Below are 23,437 nucleotides of genomic sequence, written 5' to 3' on the forward strand. Positions count from 1 at the left end.
AGCCGGAAGCCCCGTTTCCGCAACCCGCAGTTGGGACGGTGCGGAAAACCTCTCCGACTGTGACAGCGGTACAACTCCCCCACGTGCCCAAGGCCGGACGGCGCCTCCCCGTCCGCCAGATCCTCTGCCTGCTCCCGCTGGTGCTGGTCGCGGTGGTGGCGGTGCGGCACCGTGACGTGCTCGCGCAGGGCTTCGCGCACCTGGGCACCGCCGAGTGGCCCTGGCTGCTGGCGGCGGTCGGCGCCACCTGCGGGACCTGGGTCGCCGCCGCGTGCTGCCGTCAGGGTGCCGTCGCCGAACGGCTGCCCTCGGCGCGGCTGCTCGTCACCCAGTTCGCGGCGGGCGCGGCCAACCACCTGCTGCCGACGGGGCTCGGCGCCAGCGCCGTCAATCTGCGGTTCATGACGGTCTGCGGGCTGCCGCTGGCCCGCTCCTCGGCGGCGATCGCGCTCTATCTCCTCGCCGAGTCCATAGGCCGGCTCGCGCTGCTCGCCGCGCTGCTGCTGGCCTGCCCGGACGCGCTGCGACTGAGCACCCTGCTGCCGGAGGGGGCGACGGGCCCGCTGCTCGTCACCGTCGCCGTGGCCGCGCTGCTGACGGCGGGCGCCCTGGCGCTGATCCGCCGGGTGCGCACCGCCGTGCTCTCCTTCCTGCGCACCGCCCTCGGCGAGGCCCGCTCCGTGCACACCCGCGCCTCCCGGGCCCTCGCCCTGTGGGGCGGCGCGTTCGCCTTCCCGGCGCTCCAGGCGGCCGGGCTCGTGGCGGTGGGCGAGGCGCTGGGCCTGGACGTGCCTCCCCTGCACATGGCGGTCGCCTACCTGGCGGCGACGGTCGCGGTCGCCCTGATCCCCACACCGGGCGGCCTCGGCTCGGTCGAGGCGGCGCTGATCGTGGCGCTGGTGGCGGCGGGCGGCTCCGCCGCCGTGGCGACGGCGGTGGTACTGGCGTACCGGATCATCACGGTCTGGGTCCCGATCCTGCCGGGGGCGCTGACGCTCGGCGCGCTGGTCCGCTGGAAGGTGATCTGACCGGTCGGTAACGTGCTGGGCCGACCCACGGAAAGGGGCTTTCGCCATGCCGGTCCGCGTCGAACGCCGGGAACACGTCACCACGGTCGTCCTGTCCCGCCCCGAGGTCCGCAACGCCGTCGACGGCCCGACGGCGGCCGAACTGGCCGCCGCCTTCCGGGCCTTCGAGGCGGACGAGGAGGCGCGGGTGGCGGTGCTGTGGGGTGAGGGCGGCACGTTCTGCGCGGGGGCCGACCTGAAGGCGATGGGCACCGACCGCTCCAACCGGGTCGAGGAGGACGGCGACGGCCCGATGGGCCCCACCCGCCTGCGCCTGACGAAACCGGTGATCGCGGCGATCGCCGGACACGCGGTCGCCGGCGGCCTGGAACTCGCCCTCTGGTGCGACCTCCGCGTCGCCGAGGAGGACGCCGTCTTCGGCGTCTTCTGCCGCCGCTGGGGCGTGCCGCTGATCGACGGCGGCACGGTACGCCTGCCCCGCCTGATCGGCACCGGCCGAGCGATGGACCTGATCCTGACGGGCCGCCCGGTCCCGGGACCGGAGGCGTACGGGATCGGACTGGCCGACCGCCTGGTCCCCACCGGCACCGCCCGCGCGGAGGCGGAGACCCTGGCCGCCACGATCGCCGCCTTCCCCCAGGCGTGCCTGCGCGCGGATCGCGCCTCGGTGCTGGACCAGGAGGGCCTCGACGAGCCGACCGCGCTGCGATCGGAACTCCGGCACGGCGCACGGGTGTTGGCGGAGAGCCTGGAGGGGGCGGCACGGTTCGCGGCGGGGGCGGGCCGGCACGGAAGCTTCGGATAGCCCTCAGGCCCTTCCCGCACCACGCATGTCCTCACGACCGCAAGGGCCAACGGCCCGTGCCGGCAGGAGAGTCGTGCAGAGCGCGGGCGTACACGGGGGCATGGACGCGCCCGGTCCGCGCCCCCGGCCGCTCCCGCCACGGCGACGGACCTGGTACGAACCCCTGTGCGCCATACGGCAGGATGAGCCGTCGTGCCCGGTCGGCGGGCGTTGGTAGGGTCCGGGAATCAAGCAGGTGACAGACGTGACGAAACTTCACATCCGGCCGACGGCGGGGTATCGCGCCGCCGCTTCTCTCCTCGGAGGTGACCGGTGAAGCGGGATCTCACCATGGACGACCTGGTCATCGCCGGCATCGCGCTGGCCGCGGGCCTGCTGGCGGCGTTCCTGCTGCGGACGCTGCTGCGCTGGCTGGGCAAGCACGCCGACCGCACCCGCTGGAGCGGCGACGACCTCATCGTCGACGTGCTGCGCACCAGCGTGCCGTGGGCCGCGTTCCTCGGCGGTGCGGCCACCGCCGGGGCCGCGCTGCCGCTGACCAAGACGGTCCAGCACAACGTCAATCAGACCCTGACCGTGCTGCTCATCTTCGTCGTCACGCTGGCGGTGGCCCGGGGCATCGCCGGGGTGATGCGGACGGTCACCCAGTCCCGGCCCGGCGTCGCCGGATCCGCCACGATCTTCGTCAACATCACCCGGATCCTGGTCCTCGCCATCGGCTTCCTCGTGGTGCTGCAGACCCTGGGCATCTCCATAGCGCCCCTGCTCACCGCCCTCGGCGTCGGTGGTCTCGCGGTCGCGCTCGCGCTGCAGGACACGCTGGCCAACCTCTTCGCGGGCATCCACATCCTCGCCTCCAAGACCGTCCAGCCCGGTGACTACATCCGGCTGAGCAGTGGGGAGGAGGGCTACGTCGAGGACATCAACTGGCGTCAGACGACCGTCCGTAATCTCTCCAACAACCTGGTCGTCATCCCCAACGGCGAGCTCGCCAAGACGAACATGACCAACTTCATGCGTCCCGAGCAGGAGTTGACCATCCTGCTCCAGGTCGGCGTCGCCTACGACAGTGATCTGGAGCAGGTCGAGCGGGTGACGAACGAGGTCATCGGTGAGGTGATGTCCGAGGTCGAGGGCGCCCTCCCGGACCACGAGCCCATCATCCGCTTCCACACCTTCGGCGACTCCCGGATCGGCTTCACCGTCATCCTGGGCGTCGGCGAGTTCAGCGACCAGTACCGGATCAAGCACGAGTTCATCAAGCGCCTGCACAAGCGCTACCGCCTGGAGGGCATCCGGATCCCCGCTCCGACGCGGACCGTGGCGATCCAGCAGGCCGGGCCGGCCGCGGAGCCGGAGCCCTTGGTCATCCCGCAGCAGCGCGGCCCGGAGAACGAGCCGGGCGAAGTCCCCTCCGCCCGGCTCGACTGAACCTGCTCAGCGGTCAAGCGGCTCAGAGGGTGGCCGAGTTGTCGTGGTAACCACCGCGCCGCCTGCGCGGGGCGGCCGGCGACGGCGACGAGGCCACCGGGGTCACCGTCCAGTCCGGGTGGCCCGGCATCCGCGGCGTCTTCGTGCCGTAGAGCCAGTCCCGCAGGAAGCCCGACAGGTCCTGCCCGGACACCTCGGAGGCGACGGCTATGTAGTTCTCGGTCGACGCCGAGGAGTCGCGGTACCGCTCCAGGAAGGCGCGCTCGAGCGCGTCGAAGGCGTCCTCGCCGACGGCCTGCCGCAGGGCGTACAGGACGAGGACGCCACCCAGGTAGCGCTGGCTGTCGAAGAGGTTCGCGGCGTTCGGCGCGGCGACCGGGCCCGAGGTGGCGCGCCACTGGTCACCGAGCGCGTAGGTGTGCTTCATCCGGGCTTCCAGGCTGGTCATGCCGAGCGAGTCGGGCCAGCCGCGCTCGTAGCGGTACAGCAGCCCGTAGAAGTCGGCGTGGCCCTCGTTCAGCCAGAGGTCGGCCCAGGTGGCGGGTGAGACGCTGTTGCCGAAGTAGGAGTGGACCAGCTCGTGCATCATGTGCGAGCCGATCTTCTTCTCCTCCTGGAGGAGGTAGTTCGGCCGGTAGATGGTGAGCGTCTGGGTCTCCAGGCCGGTGAAGCCGAAGGGCTCCGGGACGTCGGAGTTGCAGGGCAGCAGCCCGTAGGTCTCGAAGGGGTAGGCCCCCAGCTTCCCCTCGATCCACTCGACCAGGGCCGGGGTGAGCGCGAGCGCGGGCTCCAGCGCGGCGGCCCGCGCGACCGGCACGACGTCCCGCAGCGGCAGCCCGTGCGGGCCCTGCCGGTCCTTGATCACATAGTCGCCGACCGTGATCTGCACCATCTCCGTGGCGATCGGCGAGCGGGAGCGGTACGTGTACGCGGTCCGGCCGTCGGCCAGGGTCTCGGTGCGTACGAGCCGGCCGGTGGCGACGCCGCGCAGTCCGGCGGGGACGGTGAGCCGGAAGGTGAAGTCGGCCTTGTCCACCGGGTGGTCGTTGCAGGGGAAGACCGTGTGCGCGGAGTCGGGCTGGCAGGCCACCGCGAAGCCGTCCGGGGTGGCCACCCAGCCGGTGTGCGAGAGGGTGAGGCGCGGGTCGGCGGAGTACTCCACGCAGACCGTGACCCCGGCCTTGTTCGGCAGCGTCACGGCCGGGGTGATCCGCAGCTTCTCCCCCGCCTGCTCGAAGGCCGCGGCGCGACCGGCGACGCGGACGGCGCGGACGTCCAGGCCGAGGGCGTCCAGGGAGAAACGGGTCAGGGCCTGGGTGGTGCGGATGCGCAGGGTGGCGGTGGCGTCGACGAGCCGGGTCGTGGCGTCGTAGGCGAAATCGAGGTGGTACGACGAGACGCGGTAGCCGTCGTTGCCGAGCGCGGGGAAGACGGGGTCGCCGATGGTCTCGGGGCCCGGGGTCCCGGTCTTCGCGGAGGCGGCGTGCGCGGACGGGGCAACGGACAGGGCCGCCGCCGTACCGATCAGGGCGGCCGGTGCCGTCACTCGGGTGCGATATCTCATGGTCTGCTTTCGCTCGGGCGGCCGGGTGGTCAGGTCCGGCCATCGCCTCGGATCGAGTGATCCACTTACAGGACTGCCGGATCCCGCCCGGAGGTTGCCCCTCCGACCAAAACTCGTGCCGCACGCGTTCCGACGGGGAGCAGGGCGTACGGCGACGCAGGGGCGGTCCTGCAGGCGAGTGGCCGGGGGCTTCCGCCGCCGGCGGGCAAGCCGCGCCGAGTCAGAGGGCGCACTCCCGCGAGGCGGGTGAGGGCTCCGGCGAGGCGGGGGCGGGCCGCGCTCCGGTCGAGCCGGGTACGGAGCCCGGTCGAGTCGGGGCGGATCCTCGTCGAGTCCGGTGCGGACCCCTGTCGAGCCGGGGGCGATCACGAGATATCTTGATGTCGAGCAATGTTGCAGACGTGGAGCGGAGCACCCGGTGACTGACTCGACCATCATCTATACGCACACTGACGAGGCCCCGGCCCTGGCGACGTATTCCTTCCTGCCGGTGGTCCAGGCGTACGCCTCGCGCGCGGGTGTCGCCGTGGAGACGCGGGACATCTCGCTGGCCGGCCGCATCATCGCGGTGTTCCCGGAGTACCTGACCGAGGACCAGCGCATCCCGGACGCCCTGGCCGAGCTCGGTGAGCTCGCCAAGACGCCCGCGGCCAACATCATCAAGCTGCCGAACATCTCGGCGTCGATCCCGCAGCTCAAGGCCGCCGTCGCCGAGCTGCAGGGCCAGGGCTACGCGCTGCCGAACTACCCGGACGACCCGAAGACCGACGAGGAGCGGGACATCCAGGCCCGCTACGACAAGGTCAAGGGTTCCGCCGTGAACCCGGTCCTGCGTGAGGGCAACTCCGACCGCCGCGCCCCCGCCTCGGTCAAGAACTACGCCAAGACCCACCCGCACCGCATGGGCGCCTGGAGCTCCGACTCCAAGACGAACGTGGCCACGATGGGCGTCGACGACTTCCGCTCCACCGAGAAGTCCGTCGTGATCTCCGAGGCCGGTTCGCTGCGCATCGAGCTCAAGGGCGACGACGGTTCCACGACCGTGCTGCGCGAGTCCGTACCGGTCCTCGCCGGCGAGGTCGTCGACGCCTCCGTGATGCGCGTCGCCGCGCTGCGCGAGTTCCTGACCGCGCAGGTCGCCCGGGCCAAGGCGGAGGGCGTGCTGTTCTCCGTGCACCTGAAGGCCACGATGATGAAGGTCTCCGACCCGATCATCTTCGGCCACGTCGTCCGCGCCTTCTTCCCGAAGACCTTCGCGAAGTACGGCGAGGTCCTCGCCGGTGCCGGTCTGACCCCGAACGACGGTCTGGGCGGCATCTTCAAGGGCCTGGAGGCCCTGCCCGAGGGCGCCGAGATCAAGGCCTCCTTCGACGCCGAGCTCGCCGAGGGCCCGGCCCTGGCGATGGTCGACTCCGACAAGGGCATCACCAACCTGCACGTGCCGTCCGACGTGATCGTCGACGCCTCGATGCCGGCCATGATCCGCACCTCCGGCCACATGTGGGGCCCGGACGGCCAGGAGGCCGACACCATCGCGGTGCTGCCGGACTCGTCGTACGCCGGTGTCTACCAGGTCGTCGTCGACGACTGCCGCGCCAACGGCGCCTACGACCCCTCGACCATGGGCACCGTCCCGAACGTCGGTCTGATGGCGCAGAAGGCCGAGGAGTACGGCTCGCACGACAAGACCTTCGAGATCCCGGTCACCGGCACCGTCCGCCTGGTCGACCAGAACGGCGATGCCGTCATCGAGCAGGCCGTGTCCGCCGGTGACATCTTCCGCGCCTGCCAGACCAAGGACGCGCCGATCAAGGACTGGGTGAAGCTGGCCGTCACCCGCGCCCGCGCCACCGGCGACCCGGCCGTGTTCTGGCTGGACGAGACCCGCGCGCACGACGCCAACCTGATCGCCAAGGTCAAGGCGTACCTGCCCGAGCACGACACCGACGGCCTGGACATCCGCATCCTGGCCCCGGTCGAGGCCACCAAGCTGTCGGTGGAGCGCATCCGCCGCGGCGAGAACACCATCTCCGTCACCGGCAACGTGCTGCGCGACTACCTGACGGACCTCTTCCCCATCCTGGAGCTGGGCACCAGCGCCAAGATGCTGTCGGTCGTCCCGCTGATGGCGGGCGGCGGCCTGTTCGAGACGGGCGCCGGCGGTTCCGCGCCGAAGCACGTCCAGCAGCTGGTCAAGGAGAACTACCTGCGCTGGGACTCGCTCGGTGAGTTCTTCGCGCTGGTGCCGTCCCTGGAGCAGTACGCGAAGACCACGGGCAACGCCCGCGCCCAGGTCCTCGCCGACACGCTCGACCGCGCCACGGCGACCTTCCTCAACGAGGACAAGTCCCCGACCCGCCGCGTCGGCGGCATCGACAACCGCGGCAGCCACTTCTACCTGTCCCTGTACTGGGCGCAGGAGCTGGCCCAGCAGACCGACGACGCGGAGCTGGCCAAGGCCTTCGCCGCGATCGCGGAGACGCTCACGGCGAACGAGCAGAAGATCGTCGAGGAGTTGAACGCGGTGCAGGGCTCCCCGGCCGAGATCGGCGGCTACTACCAGCCGGACCCGGCGAAGGCCGCGAAGGTCATGCGCCCGTCGGCGACCTGGAACGAGGCGCTGGCGTCCCTGAGCTGATGCCTTGAGCTCATCCGGAGGGCCGACCCCGTCAGGGGCCGGCCCTCCGGCATTTCCGGACGATCTCGTTCAGCCCCGCACCGCTGTCGATCATGCTTACGATCACTCCCGCGGCCCCGGGAGACACCCGTACGGCCGCAGAGGGAGGGGACCCATGTCCAGCATGTCCAGGCGAGCCCTGCTCGGCTATTCCGGTACGACCGCGGCGGGCGCGGTGCTCGGCAGCGCGGCGTCGGCCCAGCCGGCTTCCGCGGCGGAGGCGGAGGCGCAGGCCGCGGCGGTGGCGACCGAGTTCGACCCGCAGACGTTCTTCAAGGGTCGTACCTGGAGGGCCGGCGCAGACGAGGGCGGCACGAACATGGAGGTCGAGATCGAGTTCCGGGTGCAGAACCACGAGACCCCGACGGCCTCCGCCGTCAGCCCCACCGAGATCGCCGAGGCCCTCAACGAGTTGGCCGCGGCCAAGGGCTGGCCCCCGATCACCTTCTACGGCACCCCCAAGCAGGTCCCGCTGAACTGACGCGGCTACCCGGCTCGGCGGTCAGGTGTTCCGGACGGGCGCGCTGCCGCGCCCCTGGCTCCGGCCGCCGAGCTCGGCGTCGAGGGTCTCCTGGGCGACGCGCATGCCCTCGGCGTGGACCGGCTGCCGAAGCCGCTTCCACATCTCGTCCTCGGGCACGTCCTCGACGTGGCTGACCACCCACCAGATGTTCCCGAAGGGGCCCTTGACCCGCCCACCGCGCTGTCCGAAGGCACTGTCCGACAGTTCGGTGACGACCTGCGCGCCGGCCGCGACGGCCCGCGCGAACGCGGCGTCCGCGTCGGCGACGAACACCCTCAGCAGGCTCGGCAGGACGGGCCACTCGGGCCGGCGGTCGAAGGCCAGTACGACGGTTTCCCCCACCCTGATCTCACCGTGCCCGACGAGTCCGTCCTCGGTCACCACCCGAGCCAGCTCCTCGCCCTCGAACACCTCGGCGACGAAGTCGAGGAAGGCCCCTGTGTCATCGGTGACGACCCAGGGCGCGACAGTGGTGTAACCCTCGGGCACGGTACGGCTCCGCTCGGACATGATGGCCCCTTCGCTGAGGACGACGGTCAGCGACGACGCTATCGACGCACTGGGCCGGTTCCTGTCCTGCATGCCGCGCCGGACGGCGCTGTCAGTGGCCTCCGCTACCTTCTGCGGCATGTCGATCACCGCACAACTGCGCGACTCGGTGAAGCTGCCGGGCGGGCGGGCACTGGTCAACGGGTTCGCCCTGGAGAGCCGTGGGGACGGCTCGCGACGCGCGCTGCTCCGGCAGGGCCACGAGCTCGAGGTCTACGACCTGTACGAGGTCTTCGAGGGGGAGTCGGCGCCCACGGCCGTGTTCCCGCTGCCCTGGCCGGGCTGGGACCGGGGGGTTTATTCGGTAAGCCCCGACGGTGAGTTCGCGGTGTTCTCGGGGCAGCGGGCGGTCCGCGCCGTGGGAGCGGAGGGCCGGACCCTGTGGGAGTACCGGCACGGCTGCTGGGGCCCCGAGATCGGGCACCCGCACACGGGCGACGAGCAAGAGGTCTGTCGCGGGCTGGAGCACGGGTCGTGCCGGGTGTCCGACGACGGCCGGCTGGTCTGGGCCCATGTCGTGCTCGAACCGGAGGACGGCTCCTGGGAGGAGTGCTGGGTGGTCCTCGACGCCCGCGACGGGCGGGAGTTGGCCCGGCTGCCGCTGGACAGCGCGGCGGCCGGTTCGCACCAGGTCTCCCATCCCGACGGTGCCCACATGGGCCTGTGCATCGGCATGGGGCAGGACGGCGTCCTGATCCACTGGGCGCGCTGGGACGGCGAGGCACTGACCAGCTGGGACAACGACGGAAGCACGGCCCGCATCCTGACGGACGTCCACCCCGACCATCCCGGCTTCCTGACCGTCGAGCACTACGGAGCGGACCTGCGGCTGCACGCCCTGGACGGCACCGTGCTGGCGCAGGGGGAGCCGGAGGACGCCGACAGCTGGGACCACGGCTGCGGCTTCGTCGACGCCGGCGCCGTCATCGCGTCGACGGTCGAGTACGACGAGGACCCGGACGAGGCCCGGCACTGGCTCCTCGACGCCAGGACCCTGGAGACACGCGGGACGATCACCTATCCTTCCGGGCCGGTGGACAGCGCCGTGTGTCCCCTCGGCGACGGGACCTGGCTCACCTACGACGACGGCACCCGGACGCTCAACCGCTGGGCCCTGGAGGGCTCGTAAATCGCTTGCACGCCCGCCCCTTCCTCAGCATCGTGAGCGCAATGAGCGACGTACCCGAGCGATGGACTCAGGCAAGCGTCTACCCGGACATGTGGGCGGACCCGGGCGAGGATCCCCGCGACAACGACGGGCCCGGCCCGGAGGGTGAGCTGGCGACGTACCGGAGCGTGCTGCGCGACTTCCGGCTGACGCTGGAGATGAAGTGCCAGGGTCTGGACCCGGAGCAACTCGCCCGCCGATCGGTGCCGCCGTCCACCATGTCCCTGCTCGGTCTGCTGCGCCATCTCGCCGAGGTGGAGCGGGACTGGCGCAACTGGATCGTGCCGGGCGAGCCGGAACCGAAGCTGTACGGCAAGCGGGACGACGACTTCGAGGGGGCCGTCGCGGAACAGGCCGTGGTCGACGGCGCGTTCGCCGACCTCGCCCGGGAACAGGCGGCGACCGACGCGGTGTTCAACGGGCATCCGGACCCGGCCACCCGGGTGGGCGAGGACAACAACTCGCTGCGCGAACTGTGGGTGCACCGCATCGAGGAGTACGCCCGCCACTGCGGCCACGCCGACCTGCTGCGCGAACGGATCGACGGCCGGGTGGGACAGTAGGCACAGGAGCCCACCCATGAACTTCGCCCTCACCCCCGGCGCCGAGCACTCCCCCGTCGTCCTCCATGTCCCGCACTCCGCACGCGAGATCCCGGACGAGGTGCGGCGCGGGATCGTGCTCGACGACGCGGCGCTCGAGCGGGAGCTCGATCACCTCACCGACGCGCACACCGCGCGGATCGCCGACGCGGCGGCCGACGCGTGCGCGGTCACGCCCTGGGTGTTCGCCAACCGGCTGTCCCGGCTGGTCGTGGACCCGGAGCGGTTCCCCGACGAGCGGGAGGAGATGGCCGCCGTCGGCATGGGCGCCGTCTACACGCGGACCACGCACAAGGACGTGCTGCGGGAGGACGACGGGGATCCCGAGCCGCTGCTCGCCCGGTACTTCCGGCCGTACGCGCGGGCCATGAGCGATGCCGTGGCAGGACGGCTCGCCGCCACCGGGCGGGCCGTGATCATCGACGTGCACTCCTATCCGAGCCGGGCCCTGCCCTACGAACTGCACGGGGACGGGCCCCGCCCGGCGGTCTGTCTCGGGACCGACTCCTTCCACACGCCTCCCGGGCTGCTCGCGGCGGCCCGGGAGGCGTTCGCGGAGTGCGGGGACGTCGGACTCGACAGTCCCTTCGGCGGGACGTACGTACCGCTGGAGTTCTACGGGGCCGACCCGCGGGTCAGCGCGCTGATGGTGGAGATCCGGCGGGACACGTACATGGCGGAGCCCGGCGGCCCCGCCGGGCCCGGGCTCCCGCGCCTCGCCTCCGCCCTCGCCCGCCTGGTCGACGCCCTGCCCGGGTGACCCACGGCGGTCGAGACACCGCCGACGCCGCCACGACCGGCCGAGACGCCGCCCGCCCCCACCACCGGCGTCGAGACCGCCCGGACAGCCTCCGACACCAAGGATCCCGCCACCCCGGCCACCACCCGCGTCGAGCCTGCCCGGACAACAACCGACACCAAGGATCCCGGTCCGGCACCACCGGCAGTCGAGAACAAGCCCGGACGGCCAGCGGCAGCCGGAAACCCACCCAGCCCACCCCCGACACCCGAGAACCCGCACGGACCACCACCGGCAGTCGAAGCCCTCACCCACCCCACCACGCAGACCCGAGCACCCGCCCGGACGACCACCGGCTGGAGCACTCCCGGGCGACAGCCGGGCGGGTGGGGTCGAGGGTTGAGGGCATGACTGAGGAGACCACCACGCTCACCGGGCAGGCGCCTCCCCCCGTACGGGACTGGCCCGCCATGGACCTCGACGGCACGGACTTCGACCCGGTCCTCGCCGACCTCATGCGCGAGGGCCCGCTCACCCGCATCCGGCTGCCGCACGGCGAGGGCTGGGCATGGCTGGCCACCCGCTACGACGACGCCAAAGCGATCACCAACGACCCCCGGTTCAGCCGGGCGGAGGTCACCACACGTCAGGTGACCCGCATGGCCCCGCACTTCAAGCCCCGCCCCGGCTCGCTGGCCTTCGCCGACCAGCCCGACCACAACCGGCTGCGCAAGCCCGTGGCCGGCGCGTTCACCGTCGGCGCGATGAAGCGGCTGCGCCCGCACGCGCAGCGCATGCTGGACGAGCTCGTCGACGGCGTCGTACGCGACGGTCCGCCCGCCGATCTCATCGAGCGGGTGCTGGAGCCGTTCCCCATCGCCGTGGTCAGCGAGGTCATGGGCGTACCGGCCGCCGACCGCGCCCAGGTGCACTCCTGGACCCGGACCATCATCTCCACCTCCGGCGCCGAGGACGCCGAGCGGGCCAAGAACGGGATGTACGGGTGGATCACCGACACCATCCGGGCCCGCGCCCACAGCCCCGGGGACGACGTGTACTCGCTGCTCGGGTCCGCCGTGCACCGCGGTGAGATCAGCGAGACCGAGGCGGTCGGCCTCGCCGGGCCGTTGCAGATCGGGGGCGAGGCCGTCACCCACAACTGCGGCCAGATGCTGTACCTGCTGCTCACCCGCCCCGAGCTGCGGGAGCGCATGCGCGGGCGGCCCGAGGAGCGGGGGGCGCTCCTCGACGAGCTGCTGCGCTTCATCCCGCACCGCAGCAGCGTGGGCCTCGCCCGGATCGCCCTGGAGGACGTCGACCTGCGGGGGTTCCGCATCCGCGCCGGGGACCCGGTGTACGTGTCCTACCTGGCCGCCAACCGCGACCCCGAGGTCTTCGCGCAGCCGGACCGGATCGACCCGGACCGCTCGGCACCGCCGCATCTGGCCTTCGGCAACGGCCCGCACTACTGCACCGGCGCGGTCCTCGCCCGGCTCCAGACCGAGCTGTTGCTGGACACGCTGCTGGAGCGGCTGCCGGGACTGCGGCTCGCGGTGGCACCCGAGGAGGTGCCATGGCGCCGTAGGACCATGATCCGGGGTCCGCAGTCCCTGCCCTGCGCCTGGTGAGTCAGGCGCGCAGCCACTCCGTGACGACCACCTCCCCGCCGGTCCGCAGCCTCAGCGCGAACGGACCCGCGGGCGGGGCGTCACTGACGAAGCGGCCCATGGCGTCGGCCGTGAGCGGCGCCGCCGTCTGAGGGCCGCTCAGCACCTCGATCCGGGCCGGCTGGGGCGGCAGCAGCTGCCCCATCAGGCCCTGCCCGGTCACCTCGACGTCCACGGTGACCTCCCCCGCGCGAAAGGTCAGCATCCGCGGTACGTCGGTGGCGCCCCGGACCGGGATGGCGTCCACCACCGAGTCGAAGGTCAGCTCGGCGATCCTGGCGTCGAGGTCGTGCAGCGCGTAGGCGTCGACGGCGATCCGGCTCAGCTCCGCCGGGACCGGGTCCAGGATCGCGGCGGCCCGCCTCAACTCCTCCTCCAGCAGGGCGTCGTCGAAACCGCCCTCGTCGACACGTTCTTCGTCGAATCCCTCTTCGCCGATACCCCGCTCGTCGAACTCTTCCTCGTTCACAGCGCTCCCCGTGCGTCGAGTCGGGCCCTCAGGCGGCGCAGACAGCGCTGACGCAGCGGCCCGATGCTGCCCACGGCGATGCCCAGTGCCGCGGACACCTCCTGGTAGCTGGGCGGCGGTGCGGACATCAGCACGCGCAGCAACTCGCGGCAGCGTTCGCCGAGTTCCTCGAACTCCTGCCACAGCCGCCGGACGCGCTCGGTCTGCGCGGCCGCCTCCTCGGAGTCCAGCAGTGACTCCTCGGGCGTACGGTCCTCGCTGACCCGGTCCAGCAGTTGCGGGTCGTCGGTCGGTGTCAGCCGCCGGGAGTTCTTGAGGACCTTCAGGCTCTCATGCCGGGCCGTGCTGGCGAGCCAGGACCCGGCCTTCTCCGGTTCCCGGATCCGCCCCAGATGCTGGGCGAAGCGGAACCAGGCGGTCTGGTACACCTCGTGCGCGTCGGCGTCGGAGAGCCGGTGGGCGCGCACCACCGACCACACCAGCGGGCTCAGCCCTTCCACAAGCGCCTTCCAGGCCGCCGCCTCACCGTCGACGGCGGACTGGACGAGCGCGCCGACCTCTGCACGTTCCACGGCCCCACCCCTCGTGTACGGCAAGTCATCGTACGCCGCGGAGGGGGCGGTTCCGAGCCTCATGCCGGAGGAGTGAGCGGCACGACGGGGACCGGGCGCCAGGTGGGCGGGCGCAGCGCCGGCACATGCGCCCCGCGCACCTCCGCGAACTCCGTGTTCGCGGCGAGCAGCTGGGCGCGGGCGGTGCGCGGGTCGGTCTCCTTGTGCGCGGTCATGTGCGCGGCGATCATGCCGGCCACCACGGGGGTGGCGAAGGAGGTGCCGCTCCAGTGCGCGAACCCCTCGAACATCACCTGGTCCGGCTTGCCGGTGCTCGTCGCGGCCCGCTCCTCGCTCAACAGGCCGGTGTGGCGCGGCGACTGGCACGTGCACACGTAGGCGAAGCCGTAGCGGCAGGAGTCGTAGGTGGAGTGCTGGTAGACGTACGGCACGGGTACGTCGAAGCCGGTGAAGGAGCTGGTGAGGCGCTCGCCGGGGGCGTAGGCCTTCACCCAGGAGCCGTGGTTGGAGAAGCAGGCGCCGTACTCGCCGTCCCCGCGCAGCGCGCCGATCGACAGCACGCAGTCGGCGTAGTCGGGCAGTTCGGCGTAGGCGGCGGGCCAGAAGGGGGTCGCGCTGGCGTTGTTGCCGGCTGCGGCCACCAACAGGGTGCGCTGCGTGCGCAGTTCCTGCATGAAGGCGTCCAGGCCGAGGAGCCCGTCGGTACGGCCGTTGGAGGTGCCCGCGGAGAGGCTGAGGATGTCCGGCCAGCCGCCGGCCTCGACGGCCTCGAAGAGCTTGTCGCCGAACTCGGACTCCAGGATGGCCCCGGCGTCGTTGAGGGTGTTGCGGACGGTGATGTCGGTGTTGGGGGCGACGGCGGCGACGAGTCCGGCGATGAACGTGCCGTGTCCCACGTACTGCTGGAGGATCCCGTCGTCGTCGCACTCCTTGATCTGCCCGTCACCGTCGGTGTGCGCGAGCAGCGGGTAGGAGCGGTAGTCCTTCATCAGGCCGGTGTCGATGACGAGGACGCCGACGGCGGTGTCCGGGTCGTAAAGGCCCTCGGCCGCGGCCGGGTTGGGCGGCTGGGTGAGCGGCGCGGGCAGGGGTTCGTCGCCCGGGCAGGCGTTGACGGCGATGGACACCACATGGTTACGGCTGACCAGGCGGCGTCCGGCCCGGCCCTCCGCGGTGCGCAGGGCCCGCAGCGCTCCGGCGACGGCGCGGTCGCCGCGCCGGTCGCCGTGGCCGGGGTCGCCGACCTGGATCCGGGTGATGCCGGAGCGGTTGGTCTCCGGGCTCGCCCGGCGCACATGGTCGGCGGTGAGCCCGGTGAAGCCGGCGAAGTGCTCGCGCACGGTGTCCTCGACGACGCGGGCCTCCTCACCGTCCCGGGCCAGCACGACGCCCTTCTCGTAGAAGAACTCGGCGGAGTCGTCGGGACCCATCGCCAGGGGGACGTCGGGCATGCAACGCTGGATCTGCTCGAACTGCTCGTGGAATCGCTGTGGTGCCATGGCATGTCCTCCCGCTGAGGCGACGGTCGTCAGACAGAGTCGCGGAGCCCGCGATTGATACAGCGCCGAACCTGTGTGGGCGGCAAGGCGGAGCACTACTATCCGTTGGGTGACGGCGGGAAGCGACTCGGTTCTCGAACTGCTGCCGAAGGTGTTCGCCGCGCCCGGTGAGGCTCTGGCCGGGGCGGAAGAGGTGCTGGGCGCCGATCCCTCACCGCTGCACGCCTCCGTCGCGCATCAGGTGATCGGTATCTGGCAGCGGGACTTCGGTGATCTGCGACTCGCGCTGGACCATCTGCGAAGGGCGCGCGATCTCGCGGCGCGCGCGGACTCGGCGGAGCGGGAGGCCGACGTACTCGGCACGCTCGGTGTGGCGTTGGTGCACGCGGGGCGCACCCGGCAGGGGCTGGCCGCCTTCGACCAGGGGGTCGCCCGCGGTTCGGGGCACACCCGGGCGCGGGTGCTGTACCGGCGGGCGTACGTGTGGTGGGTGCTCGGTCATCACCGGGAGGCACTGGAGGACGTCCGGCGGGCGATCCCGGTGCTGCGGCAGGCGGACGACGTGATCTGGACGGCGCGGGCGCTGACACTGCGCGCGACGGTGCATCTGGCGCTGGGCGCGGTGGAGCGGGCGGACGCGGACTTCACGGCGGCCGAGGCGCTGTGGGACACCACGGGCCAGGAGCACGACAAGGCGGACGCGGTGGAGAGCCGAGGGCTCGCGGCGTTCCGGGCCGGGGACATCCCGGTGGCGCTGCGGCTGCTGGACGAGGCCGAGGAGCGGTACGCCAAGCTCGGCACGCCGACGTTCATGCTGGCCATCCGGCGCTGCGAGGTGCTGATGGCGGCCGGGCTCGCCCCGGAGGCGCTGGCCGAGGCGGACGCGGCGATCGGGGTCCTGGACGAGCTGGGCGGGCAGTCCACACGCAAGGCGGAGCTGCTGCTGGTGGCCGCCCGGGCGGCCCGGCTCACGGGTGATCCGCACACCGCGATCGCCCGCGCGGCACTGGCGGTACGGCTGTTCGCGGGGCAGCGGCGCACCTGGTGGGAGACGCACGCCCGGCTGGTGCTGATCGAGGCGCGGCTCGCCGCGGGACGCGCCTCGGGGCGGCTGGTCGCGGACGCCGCCGGGGTCGCCGAGCGGCTGGCCTCCTTCGGCGCCCCCGCCGCCCCCGAGGCCTCGCTGCTCGCGGGCCGGATCGCACTGGAGCTGGGCTGGCGGGCGGACGCCGAACGGCACTTGGGCATCGCCGCCCGCAGCAGGCACGCGGGCCCCCCGCTGGCGCGGATGACGGGCTGGGCCGCACAGGCGCTGCGGGCGCGGGCCGCCGGTTCCGGGCGCGGGGTGCTGGAGGCGTGCCGCCGGGGCCTGGACGTCCTGGACGACCACCGTACGACGCTGGGCGCCTCGGAGCTGCGGGCGCGGGCGACCGCCCAGGGCGCCGAACTCGCGGCGCTCGCGCAGCGGGTGAGCCTGGACGCCGGGGGGCCGCGGCGGCTGCTGGTGTGGAGCGAGCGGTGGCGGGCGACCGTACTGACCGCGCCGCCGACCCGGCCGCCCGCCGATCCCGTGCTGCAGAGCGGGCTCACCGCCTTCCGGGAGATCGCGGCCCGCGCGGAGGCGGCGCGCATGGAGGGGCGGCCGGTCCCGGCCCTGGAGCGTGAACAGCGCCGTCTGGAACGGGAGATCCGCTCGCGCACCCTGCACATGCGCGGGGAGGCGCCGGGCGACGGGGACCGCTTCGACCCGGGGCGGCTGCTGAACCGGCTCGGCGACGACACCCGGCTCGTCGAGCTGGTCGTGGTGGACGGGCGGGTGCAGGTGCTGCTGTGCGGGCAGGGTCGGGTGCGGCGGTTCGAGGGCGGGCCGCTCGCCGACGCGGAGACCGAGGCGGAGCATGTGCAGGCGGGGCTGCGGCGGCTGGCGCATCCCGGGGCAGAGGGCCGGCTGCCCGTGGTGGAGGCGGCGGGCCGACGCCTGGAGGAGCTGCTGCTCGGTCCGGCGGCCGAGCACCTGGGCGAGGGCCCGGTCGTGGTCGTACCGCCGGGGCGGCTGCACCGCGTGCCGTGGGCGCTGCTGCCGTCGCTGCGGGAGCGGGTGCTCAGCGTGTCGCCCTCGGCGAGCAGTTGGCTGCGCGCCCGGGAGACCGAACCGCCGCCGGGCGGCCGTCAGGTGCTGGTGCGCGGTCCGGGCCTGGCCACGGGGGGCGCGGAGGTGCCCGAGCTGGCGGACGGGTACGGCGGAAAGCCGACGCTGCTGGAGTACGAGGACGCGAGCGTGCCGCGCGTGCTGGAGGAGCTGGACGGGGCCGCGCTCGCGCACATCGCCGCGCACGGCACCTTCCGGGCGGACAGCCCGCTGTTCTCGGCGCTGCGGATGGCCGACGGACCGCTGATCGTCCATGACTTCGAACGCCTCGACCGCAGCCCCTACCGCATCATCCTCTCCTGCTGCGACACGGCCCGCTTCGCCCAGGTGGGCGCCGACGAACTCCTCGGCCTGGTCACGGCGTTGCTGCCGCTGGGCACGGCCGGGGTGGTGGCGTGCAGTGCCCCCGTCAACGACGCGGCGGTCGTCCCGCTGATGGTCGCCCTGCACAAGGGCCTCGGCGCGGGGCTGTCCCTGGCCGAGGCCCTCCGTGACGCCCGAGCCGCCCTACCGGATGACGCGACGCACCGGGCGACCGGATGGGCGTTCACCGCGTTCGGCGCGGCGTGACGGGCGGCGGGCCTACGCCGGTTGCGCGTCCGGGAGTTCCACGAGCCACGGCAGCGCGCCCCGGTCGCTCGCGCCCAGGCGGGCGTAGGCGCTGTAGAGGTGGTTGCCGACCGTGCGGACGGAGAGGGTGAGCCGTTCGGCGATCTGGCGGTTGCTCAGGCCGGCCGCTGCCAGGGTGACGATCTGACGCTGGCGGGCGGTGAGTTCGCCCAGCACCAGCCCGGACAGGGCCGGGGTGCGGGCGCCCTGGCAGCGGCGGGCGAGGGAGACGGCACGGGTGCGTGAGGTGCGGGCGGCCCTGGGGTCGCGGTGGGCCCGTACGGCCTGAGCGTGCGCCTCCGCCGCGTACAGCAGCAGTCCCCGCTCCCGCAGCGCCTCGGCGGCCCGGTCGAGCGCGGGTCCGTCGCCCCGGGCGAGTGCCTCGGCGTGCTCGGCGAACACGCCGTCGAGCCGTCCGACGGCCCGTTCGGGCGCGCCGAGGCGTACGGCGTCGTAGGGCTCGACGGTCTCCAGGGCCGCGTCGATGTCACCGCGCGCCACGGCGGGCCAGCCGTCCCGGCCGTCCACTGCGGCCGTCACCTCGCCCGACTGGGCGGCTGCCAGGGCGAGTTCGTCCCGGCAGCCGGGGTCGTCGGGCGCACCGCGCAGCCCCTCCCTGGCCCAGGCCTCGGCCTCCCGCAACCGCCCGCAGAGCCGGGCGAACCGGGCGCGTACGGCCGCGTATCCGGCCGGGACGGGCACCCCTTCGTCCACCAGCCACTCCCCCACGGGCGCCGACACGGCCCGCACGTCGGCCAGTTCGACACTCCGTGCCAGTACGGCCGTCTCGGCTTCCAGGGCCGCCGCGCACTGCTCCGGGGTGCGGGCGAGGCGGCGCGCCCGGAGCCGGCCGGCCGCGGCCCGCAGCACCGGGCCGTGCAGCGGGTGGACGAGGCGGACGGAGCCCTGGTCGTCGATGTGGATCAGGCCCTCGGCCTCCAGGCGTTCGAGGACCCACAGGTCGAAGGAGTCCATGTCCAGGGCCAGGGGCTCGCCGAAGGCGAGGCGTTCGAGCGTCTCGCGCTCCTCCGGGCGTCCCCGGTCCAGGACCTGGGCGGCGCGCTCCCGCACGGTCGCGGTCAGCGGTACCGGCCCGCGCCAGGCCCAGGCATCCGTGTCGGGGACCTGGCTGAGCATTTCGCGTTCGCGCACCGCGCCCGACAGATCGCGCAGCAGTCGCAGGTCGCCCCGGCACAGGCGGTTCAGCCGGTGCACGGTGAGGGGTTCCAGGCTGCCGCCCGCCTCGGCCGCGAGCAGATGGGCCGTCTCCTCGGCGGACAGCGGGTCCAGGGCCAGGCGGGGCAGCAGCTCGCCGGTCCACAGCCGGGAGATCGCGCCGGGCGCGGGGACCCCGTCGGTGGCCACGACCAGCAGCCGGGCGCGGCCCTGTACGGCCAGCTGGTGGACCAGGGCGGCGGAGGCGTCGTCGAGGAGATGAGCATCGTCGACGAGCAACAGCCTCACGGAGGACAGCAGTTGTACCGCCCGGTGCAGGGTGACGCCCTCGGGCAGCAGATGCGCGAAGGCGGCGAAGGGGATGGTGCGGGCCTCGGGGGTCCCGGCCACCTTGGCGCAGTCGGTGCCACGGGAGGCCTCCACGGCGAGGCGGGTCTTGCCGCAGCCCGCGGCTCCCGTCACGACGATGCCGTGCCGCCCCGCGGCCAGGGACCGGCGGATCAGCTCGACTTCGCTGTCCCGTCCGGTGAACGGCCAGGGCAGCTCCAGGGTCTTCGCATCCCGTTCGAATGTCATCACATCTACCAGAGCACGGTTACTCATCCCTGATACAGGGTGACTTGAGTAGCCCCCGACTCAGGCGTGGGGCGCCCGGCGACGGCAGTCTTCTCGCATGACCGCTCGCTACTGCTCTCTCGCGCAGCAGTCGGCCCCCGTTCTGGCACCGGGGCTGACCGCCGAGCGGCAGCGCGCGCTCATCGGCGGACGCCGTATGTGGGTGAACAACACCGTCCTGCACTACTGCTTCTTCGACGGGGGCGCCGACGCGTCAGTGATTCCCGTACCGGGTACCGGGGGGTCCCGAAGGGTGTCATGGGTCGGCGCGAAGGAGCAGCGGGACGTGGTGCGCGAGTGCTTCCAGGAGTGGCAGGACCTCGGCATCGGGGTGTCGTTCACCGAGGTCGCGGACCGCTCGGAAGCGGAGTTGCGGATCGGGTTCCAGCTGGGTGACGGTTCCTGGTCGACCGTGGGCAAGGACGCGCTCCAGGTCGGCCTGAACGAGCGGACCATGAACTTCGGCTGGGACCTGACCGTGCCCGGGGAGCGCGGGACGGCCCTGCACGAGATCGGGCACGCGCTCGGCATGCTGCACGAGCACCAGAGCCCCTTCGCCGGCCTTCACTGGGACGACGAGGCCGTGGTGGCGGACCTCGCGGGCCCGCCGAACTTCTGGAGCCGGGAGACGACGTTCTCCAACATCCTGCGCAAGCTGGACCCGGACGAGGTCAACGGCTCCGCCTGGGACCCACAGTCGATCATGCAGTACCCCTTCGAGGCGGGGCTCATCCTGGAGCCCGAGCAGTTCCGCGCGGGTCTGAACCCGCCCGGCACGCTCTCCCCCGCCGACAAGGAGTTCGTGCTGCGCTGGTATCCGCCGGCCGGACCCGCGCAGCCGCCCGCGCTCGAGCCGTTCCGATCGGCACCGATCGGTCTCGGACCGGGGGAACAGGCCGACTTCACCGTCGAGCCGCCGGAGACCCGCGAGTACACCGTGGGCGCCTTCGGTGACAGCGACACCGTCGTGGTGGTATTCGAGGAACGGGACGGCGAACCCCGCTACCTCACCGGCCAGGACGACGGAGGCACACCTGGCAACGCCACGATCAGGGCCCATCTCGTCAAGGGCCGCCGCTACTTCGTCCGTGTGCGCCTGTACTCCGCCTGGGGGTCGGGGGAAACCGCGGTGATGTGCTGGTAATCAGCACGGGTACGACCGCACACGGACGGACGGACCACTGTCCGGCGCCGGGGGAGCGGCCGGGAACATCGCCTTCGGGGGAGGGTGATGTTCCCGGCCGCGAGCGTCAAACCACTTACCTCAATGCTTACTTCACCCCTTGACGGAAGTGGTCCATACCTTTAGGTTCCGTGGGCATGTCAAGCCCCCACCCCCCGATCGTCTCCCTGGCGGCGCTCTCCCTGGCCGCCACTCTGCTCGGTACCCTCCCCACACCCGCGCACGCGGCGGCCGAGGCGCTGCCCACCGGATTCGCCACCGTGATGAACGCCGCGAGCGGCCGCTGCCTGGACGCCCGCGCGGCCGGGACCGCCAACGGCACGGCCGTGCAGCAGTACTCCTGCAACGGCACCACCGCCCAGCGCTGGAGCTTCACCGCGACGAGCGGCGGCTACGTCCGGATCAACAACGCCAACGACACGAGCCAGGTCGCGGACGTCGCCGACGTCTCCACGGCCGACAACGCCCCCGTCCATCTGTGGACCTACGGCGGCGGCGCCAACCAGCAGTGGCTGCCGGTCGACGAGGGCGGCGGCGCCTACCACTTCGTCAACCGGCACAGCGGCAAGTGCCTGGACGACCCCGGAGCCTCGACCGCCGACAGCGTCCAGTTCGTGCAGTACACCTGCAACGGCAGCGCGGCCCAGCGCTTCCAGGTCGTGCCGGTGACCCAGTCGACGGCCAACCCCGACCTCGGTCCGAACGTCGTCGTCTTCGACCCGTCGATGTCGTCCTCGACCATCCAGTCCCGGCTCGACACGATCTTCCAGCAGCAGGAGACCAACCAGTTCGGCTCGCAGCGGCACGCGGTGCTGTTCAAGCCGGGCGCCTACCACGCCGACGTCAACGTCGGCTTCTACACCCAGGTCGCGGGGCTCGGACTGTCCCCGGACGCGGTCACGATCAACGGCGCGGTGCACGCGGAGGCCGACTGGTTCCCGCCGCAGAACGCCACCCAGAACTTCTGGCGCGGCGCCGAGAACCTCTCGGTCAACCCGACCGGCGGCAACGACCGCTGGGCGGTGTCACAGGCCGCGGCCTACCGCCGGATGCATCTGCGCGGCAACCTCGCCCTGGACGACGGCGGCTGGGCCAGCGGCGGCCTGTTCGCCGACACCAAGGTCGACGGTCAGGTCAACTCCGGGACCCAGCAGCAGTGGCTGACCCGCAACTCCCAGCTCGGCAGCTGGACCGGCGCCAACTGGAACATGGTCTTCGTCGGCAGCCAGGGCGTCCCGGGCACCAGCTTCCCCAACCCGCCGTACACGACGGTGGCGCAGACCCCGGTCAGCCGGGAGAAGCCGTTCCTGTACGTCGACGGTGACGGCGCCTACAAGGTGTTCGTGCCGTCCCTGCGGTCCAACTCCACGGCGACCAGCTGGGCGGGCGGTACCGCCGCCGGCAGTTCGCTCTCCCTGGACTCCTTCTACGTCGTGAAGCCGGGCGCGACCGCCGCGGACATCAACGCGGCACTGGCGGCGGGCAAGAACCTCCTGGTCACCCCGGGTGTGTACCACCTGAACCAGACGCTCCAGGTGAACCGGGCCGACACGGTCGTCCTCGGTCTCGGGCTCGCCACGTTCATCCCGGACAACGGTGTCACCGCCCTGAAGGTGGCCGACGTCGACGGGGTGAAGGTCGCGGGCATCCTCTTCGACGCGGGCACCACCAACTCCCCCACCCTGATGGAGGTCGGCCCGGCGGGCTCGTCCGCCTCGCACGCGGCCAACCCGACCTCCCTGCACGACGTGTACTTCCGGGTCGGCGGCGCCGCCGTCGGCAAGGCGACCACCAGCCTCGTCGTCAACAGCGACCACGTGATCGGCGACCACACCTGGATCTGGCGCGGCGACCACGGCAGCGGCATCGGCTGGAACTCCAACACGGGCGACACCGGGCTGATCGTCAACGGCGACAACGTCACCATGTACGGCCTGTTCGTCGAGCACTACCAGAAGTACCAGACCATCTGGAACGGCAACGGCGGCCGGACGTACTTCTACCAGAACGAGATGCCCTACGACCCGCCCAGCCAGGCCGCCTGGATGAACGGCTCCACACAGGGCTACGCCGCCTACAAGGTCGCGAACAACGTCACCAGCCACCAGGCGTACGGCCTGGGCAGCTACTGCTACTTCAACGTCAACCCGAGCGTCACCGCCGAGCGCGCCATCGAGGCACCGAACAACCCGGGCGTCCGCTTCACCAGCATGGTGACCGTCTCCCTCGGCGGCACCGGCACCATCCGGCACGTCGTCAACGACCGCGGCGGGCCGTCCAACTCCACCACCAACGTGGCCAACCTGCCCAGCTACCCCTAGTACTGCAACGGTGCTTGCCGTGACTGGTGGCCAGGTTGGTCGTTGGTGTGTTCATGGGTGGGGACCTTGCTGATGTCAGGTTGTGGGCGGG

Annotated in this window: 18 protein-coding genes; 12 read left to right on the forward strand and 6 right to left on the reverse strand. The window is 72.3% G+C overall.

Going from position 1 to position 23,437, the window contains the following annotated elements:
• The first annotated feature begins 59 nt into the window (after window positions 1-59).
• The 3 genes from ACWDRW_RS28960 to ACWDRW_RS28970 all read left to right on the forward strand — a co-directional run bounded on the left by ACWDRW_RS28960 (window position 60) and on the right by ACWDRW_RS28970 (window position 3,264).
• Window positions 60-1,028 (forward strand): lysylphosphatidylglycerol synthase transmembrane domain-containing protein, encoded by a 969-nt coding sequence (locus ACWDRW_RS28960; protein ID WP_451727682.1) that lies wholly within the window; start codon window positions 60-62, stop codon window positions 1,026-1,028.
• A 46-nt stretch (window positions 1,029-1,074) separates the two neighbouring features.
• The gene (locus ACWDRW_RS28965; protein ID WP_451727684.1) at window positions 1,075-1,833 is read left to right on the forward strand and encodes a crotonase/enoyl-CoA hydratase family protein; all 759 of its coding nucleotides are present in this window, start codon (window positions 1,075-1,077) and stop codon (window positions 1,831-1,833) included.
• A 312-nt stretch (window positions 1,834-2,145) separates the two neighbouring features.
• Window positions 2,146-3,264 carry a mechanosensitive ion channel family protein gene (locus ACWDRW_RS28970; RefSeq protein WP_451727687.1) on the forward strand — a complete coding sequence of 373 codons (1,119 nt, stop codon included), beginning with the start codon at window positions 2,146-2,148 and terminating at the stop codon, window positions 3,262-3,264.
• A gap of 22 nt (window positions 3,265-3,286) precedes the next feature.
• Here ACWDRW_RS28970 and ACWDRW_RS28975 read toward each other — a convergent pair whose 3' ends face one another.
• Complete coding sequence (locus ACWDRW_RS28975) at window positions 3,287-4,828, reverse strand: M1 family metallopeptidase (RefSeq protein ID WP_451727690.1); 1,542 nt, start codon at window positions 4,826-4,828, stop codon at window positions 3,287-3,289.
• 418 nt (window positions 4,829-5,246) lie between these two features.
• On the opposite strand from ACWDRW_RS28975, the gene ACWDRW_RS28980 reads away from it, so the two are divergent.
• Entirely contained in the window at window positions 5,247-7,466 is a 2,220-nt protein-coding gene (locus ACWDRW_RS28980; RefSeq protein ID WP_451727692.1) for an NADP-dependent isocitrate dehydrogenase, read from the forward strand.
• A 154-nt stretch (window positions 7,467-7,620) separates the two neighbouring features.
• Entirely contained in the window at window positions 7,621-7,986 is a 366-nt protein-coding gene (locus ACWDRW_RS28985) for a hypothetical protein (RefSeq protein WP_451727695.1), read from the forward strand.
• Window positions 7,987-8,007: 21 nt separating this feature from the next.
• On the opposite strand, the gene ACWDRW_RS28990 is transcribed toward ACWDRW_RS28985, so the two are convergent.
• Window positions 8,008-8,538 carry a VOC family protein gene (locus ACWDRW_RS28990; RefSeq protein ID WP_451727727.1) on the reverse strand — a complete coding sequence of 177 codons (531 nt, stop codon included), beginning with the start codon at window positions 8,536-8,538 and terminating at the stop codon, window positions 8,008-8,010.
• Between the two features lie 118 nt (window positions 8,539-8,656).
• Between ACWDRW_RS28990 and ACWDRW_RS28995 the strand changes: the two genes are divergently transcribed.
• The 4 genes from ACWDRW_RS28995 (at window position 8,657) to ACWDRW_RS29010 (ending at window position 12,714) form a co-directional block, all read left to right on the forward strand.
• A complete protein-coding gene (locus ACWDRW_RS28995) occupies window positions 8,657-9,706 on the forward strand; it encodes a hypothetical protein (RefSeq protein WP_451727698.1) in 1,050 nt (349 codons plus the stop codon).
• A 41-nt stretch (window positions 9,707-9,747) separates the two neighbouring features.
• Window positions 9,748-10,308, forward strand: a complete 561-nt coding sequence (locus tag ACWDRW_RS29000) for a DinB family protein (protein ID WP_451727700.1) — start codon at window positions 9,748-9,750, stop codon at window positions 10,306-10,308.
• Window positions 10,309-10,324: 16 nt separating this feature from the next.
• On the forward strand, window positions 10,325-11,107 hold the full coding sequence (locus ACWDRW_RS29005) for an N-formylglutamate amidohydrolase (protein ID WP_451727703.1): 783 nt from the start codon (window positions 10,325-10,327) through the stop codon (window positions 11,105-11,107).
• Between the two features lie 386 nt (window positions 11,108-11,493).
• On the forward strand, window positions 11,494-12,714 hold the full coding sequence (locus tag ACWDRW_RS29010) for a cytochrome P450 (RefSeq protein ID WP_451727705.1): 1,221 nt from the start codon (window positions 11,494-11,496) through the stop codon (window positions 12,712-12,714).
• Between the two features lies 1 nt (window position 12,715).
• Here the strand turns inward: ACWDRW_RS29010 and ACWDRW_RS29015 are convergent, their stop codons facing one another.
• The 3 genes from ACWDRW_RS29015 to ACWDRW_RS29025 are packed head-to-tail and all read right to left on the reverse strand — an operon-like array spanning window position 12,716 to window position 15,293.
• Window positions 12,716-13,192 (reverse strand): hypothetical protein, encoded by a 477-nt coding sequence (locus ACWDRW_RS29015; RefSeq protein ID WP_451727729.1) that lies wholly within the window; start codon window positions 13,190-13,192, stop codon window positions 12,716-12,718.
• A gap of 26 nt (window positions 13,193-13,218) precedes the next feature.
• Window positions 13,219-13,857, reverse strand: a complete 639-nt coding sequence (locus ACWDRW_RS29020; RefSeq protein ID WP_451727708.1) for an RNA polymerase sigma factor — start codon at window positions 13,855-13,857, stop codon at window positions 13,219-13,221.
• Window positions 13,854-15,293 (reverse strand): S8/S53 family peptidase, encoded by a 1,440-nt coding sequence (locus ACWDRW_RS29025; RefSeq protein WP_451727711.1) that lies wholly within the window; start codon window positions 15,291-15,293, stop codon window positions 13,854-13,856. Before ACWDRW_RS29025 ends, ACWDRW_RS29020 begins: the two co-directional genes overlap by 4 nt.
• A 109-nt stretch (window positions 15,294-15,402) precedes the next feature.
• Between ACWDRW_RS29025 and ACWDRW_RS29030 the strand changes: the two genes are divergently transcribed.
• Window positions 15,403-18,012, forward strand: coding sequence for a CHAT domain-containing protein (locus ACWDRW_RS29030; protein ID WP_451727713.1), 2,610 nt, complete (start codon window positions 15,403-15,405; stop codon window positions 18,010-18,012).
• Between the two features lie 12 nt (window positions 18,013-18,024).
• Here ACWDRW_RS29030 and ACWDRW_RS29035 read toward each other — a convergent pair whose 3' ends face one another.
• Entirely contained in the window at window positions 18,025-19,803 is a 1,779-nt protein-coding gene (locus tag ACWDRW_RS29035; protein ID WP_451727716.1) for a LuxR family transcriptional regulator AbsR2, read from the reverse strand.
• A 97-nt stretch (window positions 19,804-19,900) separates the two neighbouring features.
• Between ACWDRW_RS29035 and absR1 the strand changes: the two genes are divergently transcribed.
• Window positions 19,901-20,986 (forward strand): beta-glucuronidase AbsR1, encoded by a 1,086-nt coding sequence (gene absR1 / locus ACWDRW_RS29040; protein ID WP_451727718.1) that lies wholly within the window; start codon window positions 19,901-19,903, stop codon window positions 20,984-20,986.
• A gap of 176 nt (window positions 20,987-21,162) precedes the next feature.
• Entirely contained in the window at window positions 21,163-23,346 is a 2,184-nt protein-coding gene (locus ACWDRW_RS29045) for an RICIN domain-containing protein (RefSeq protein WP_451727721.1), read from the forward strand.
• Window positions 23,347-23,437: the final 91 nt, after the last annotated feature.

This window comes from Streptomyces sp. NPDC003635 (assembly GCF_053587635.1).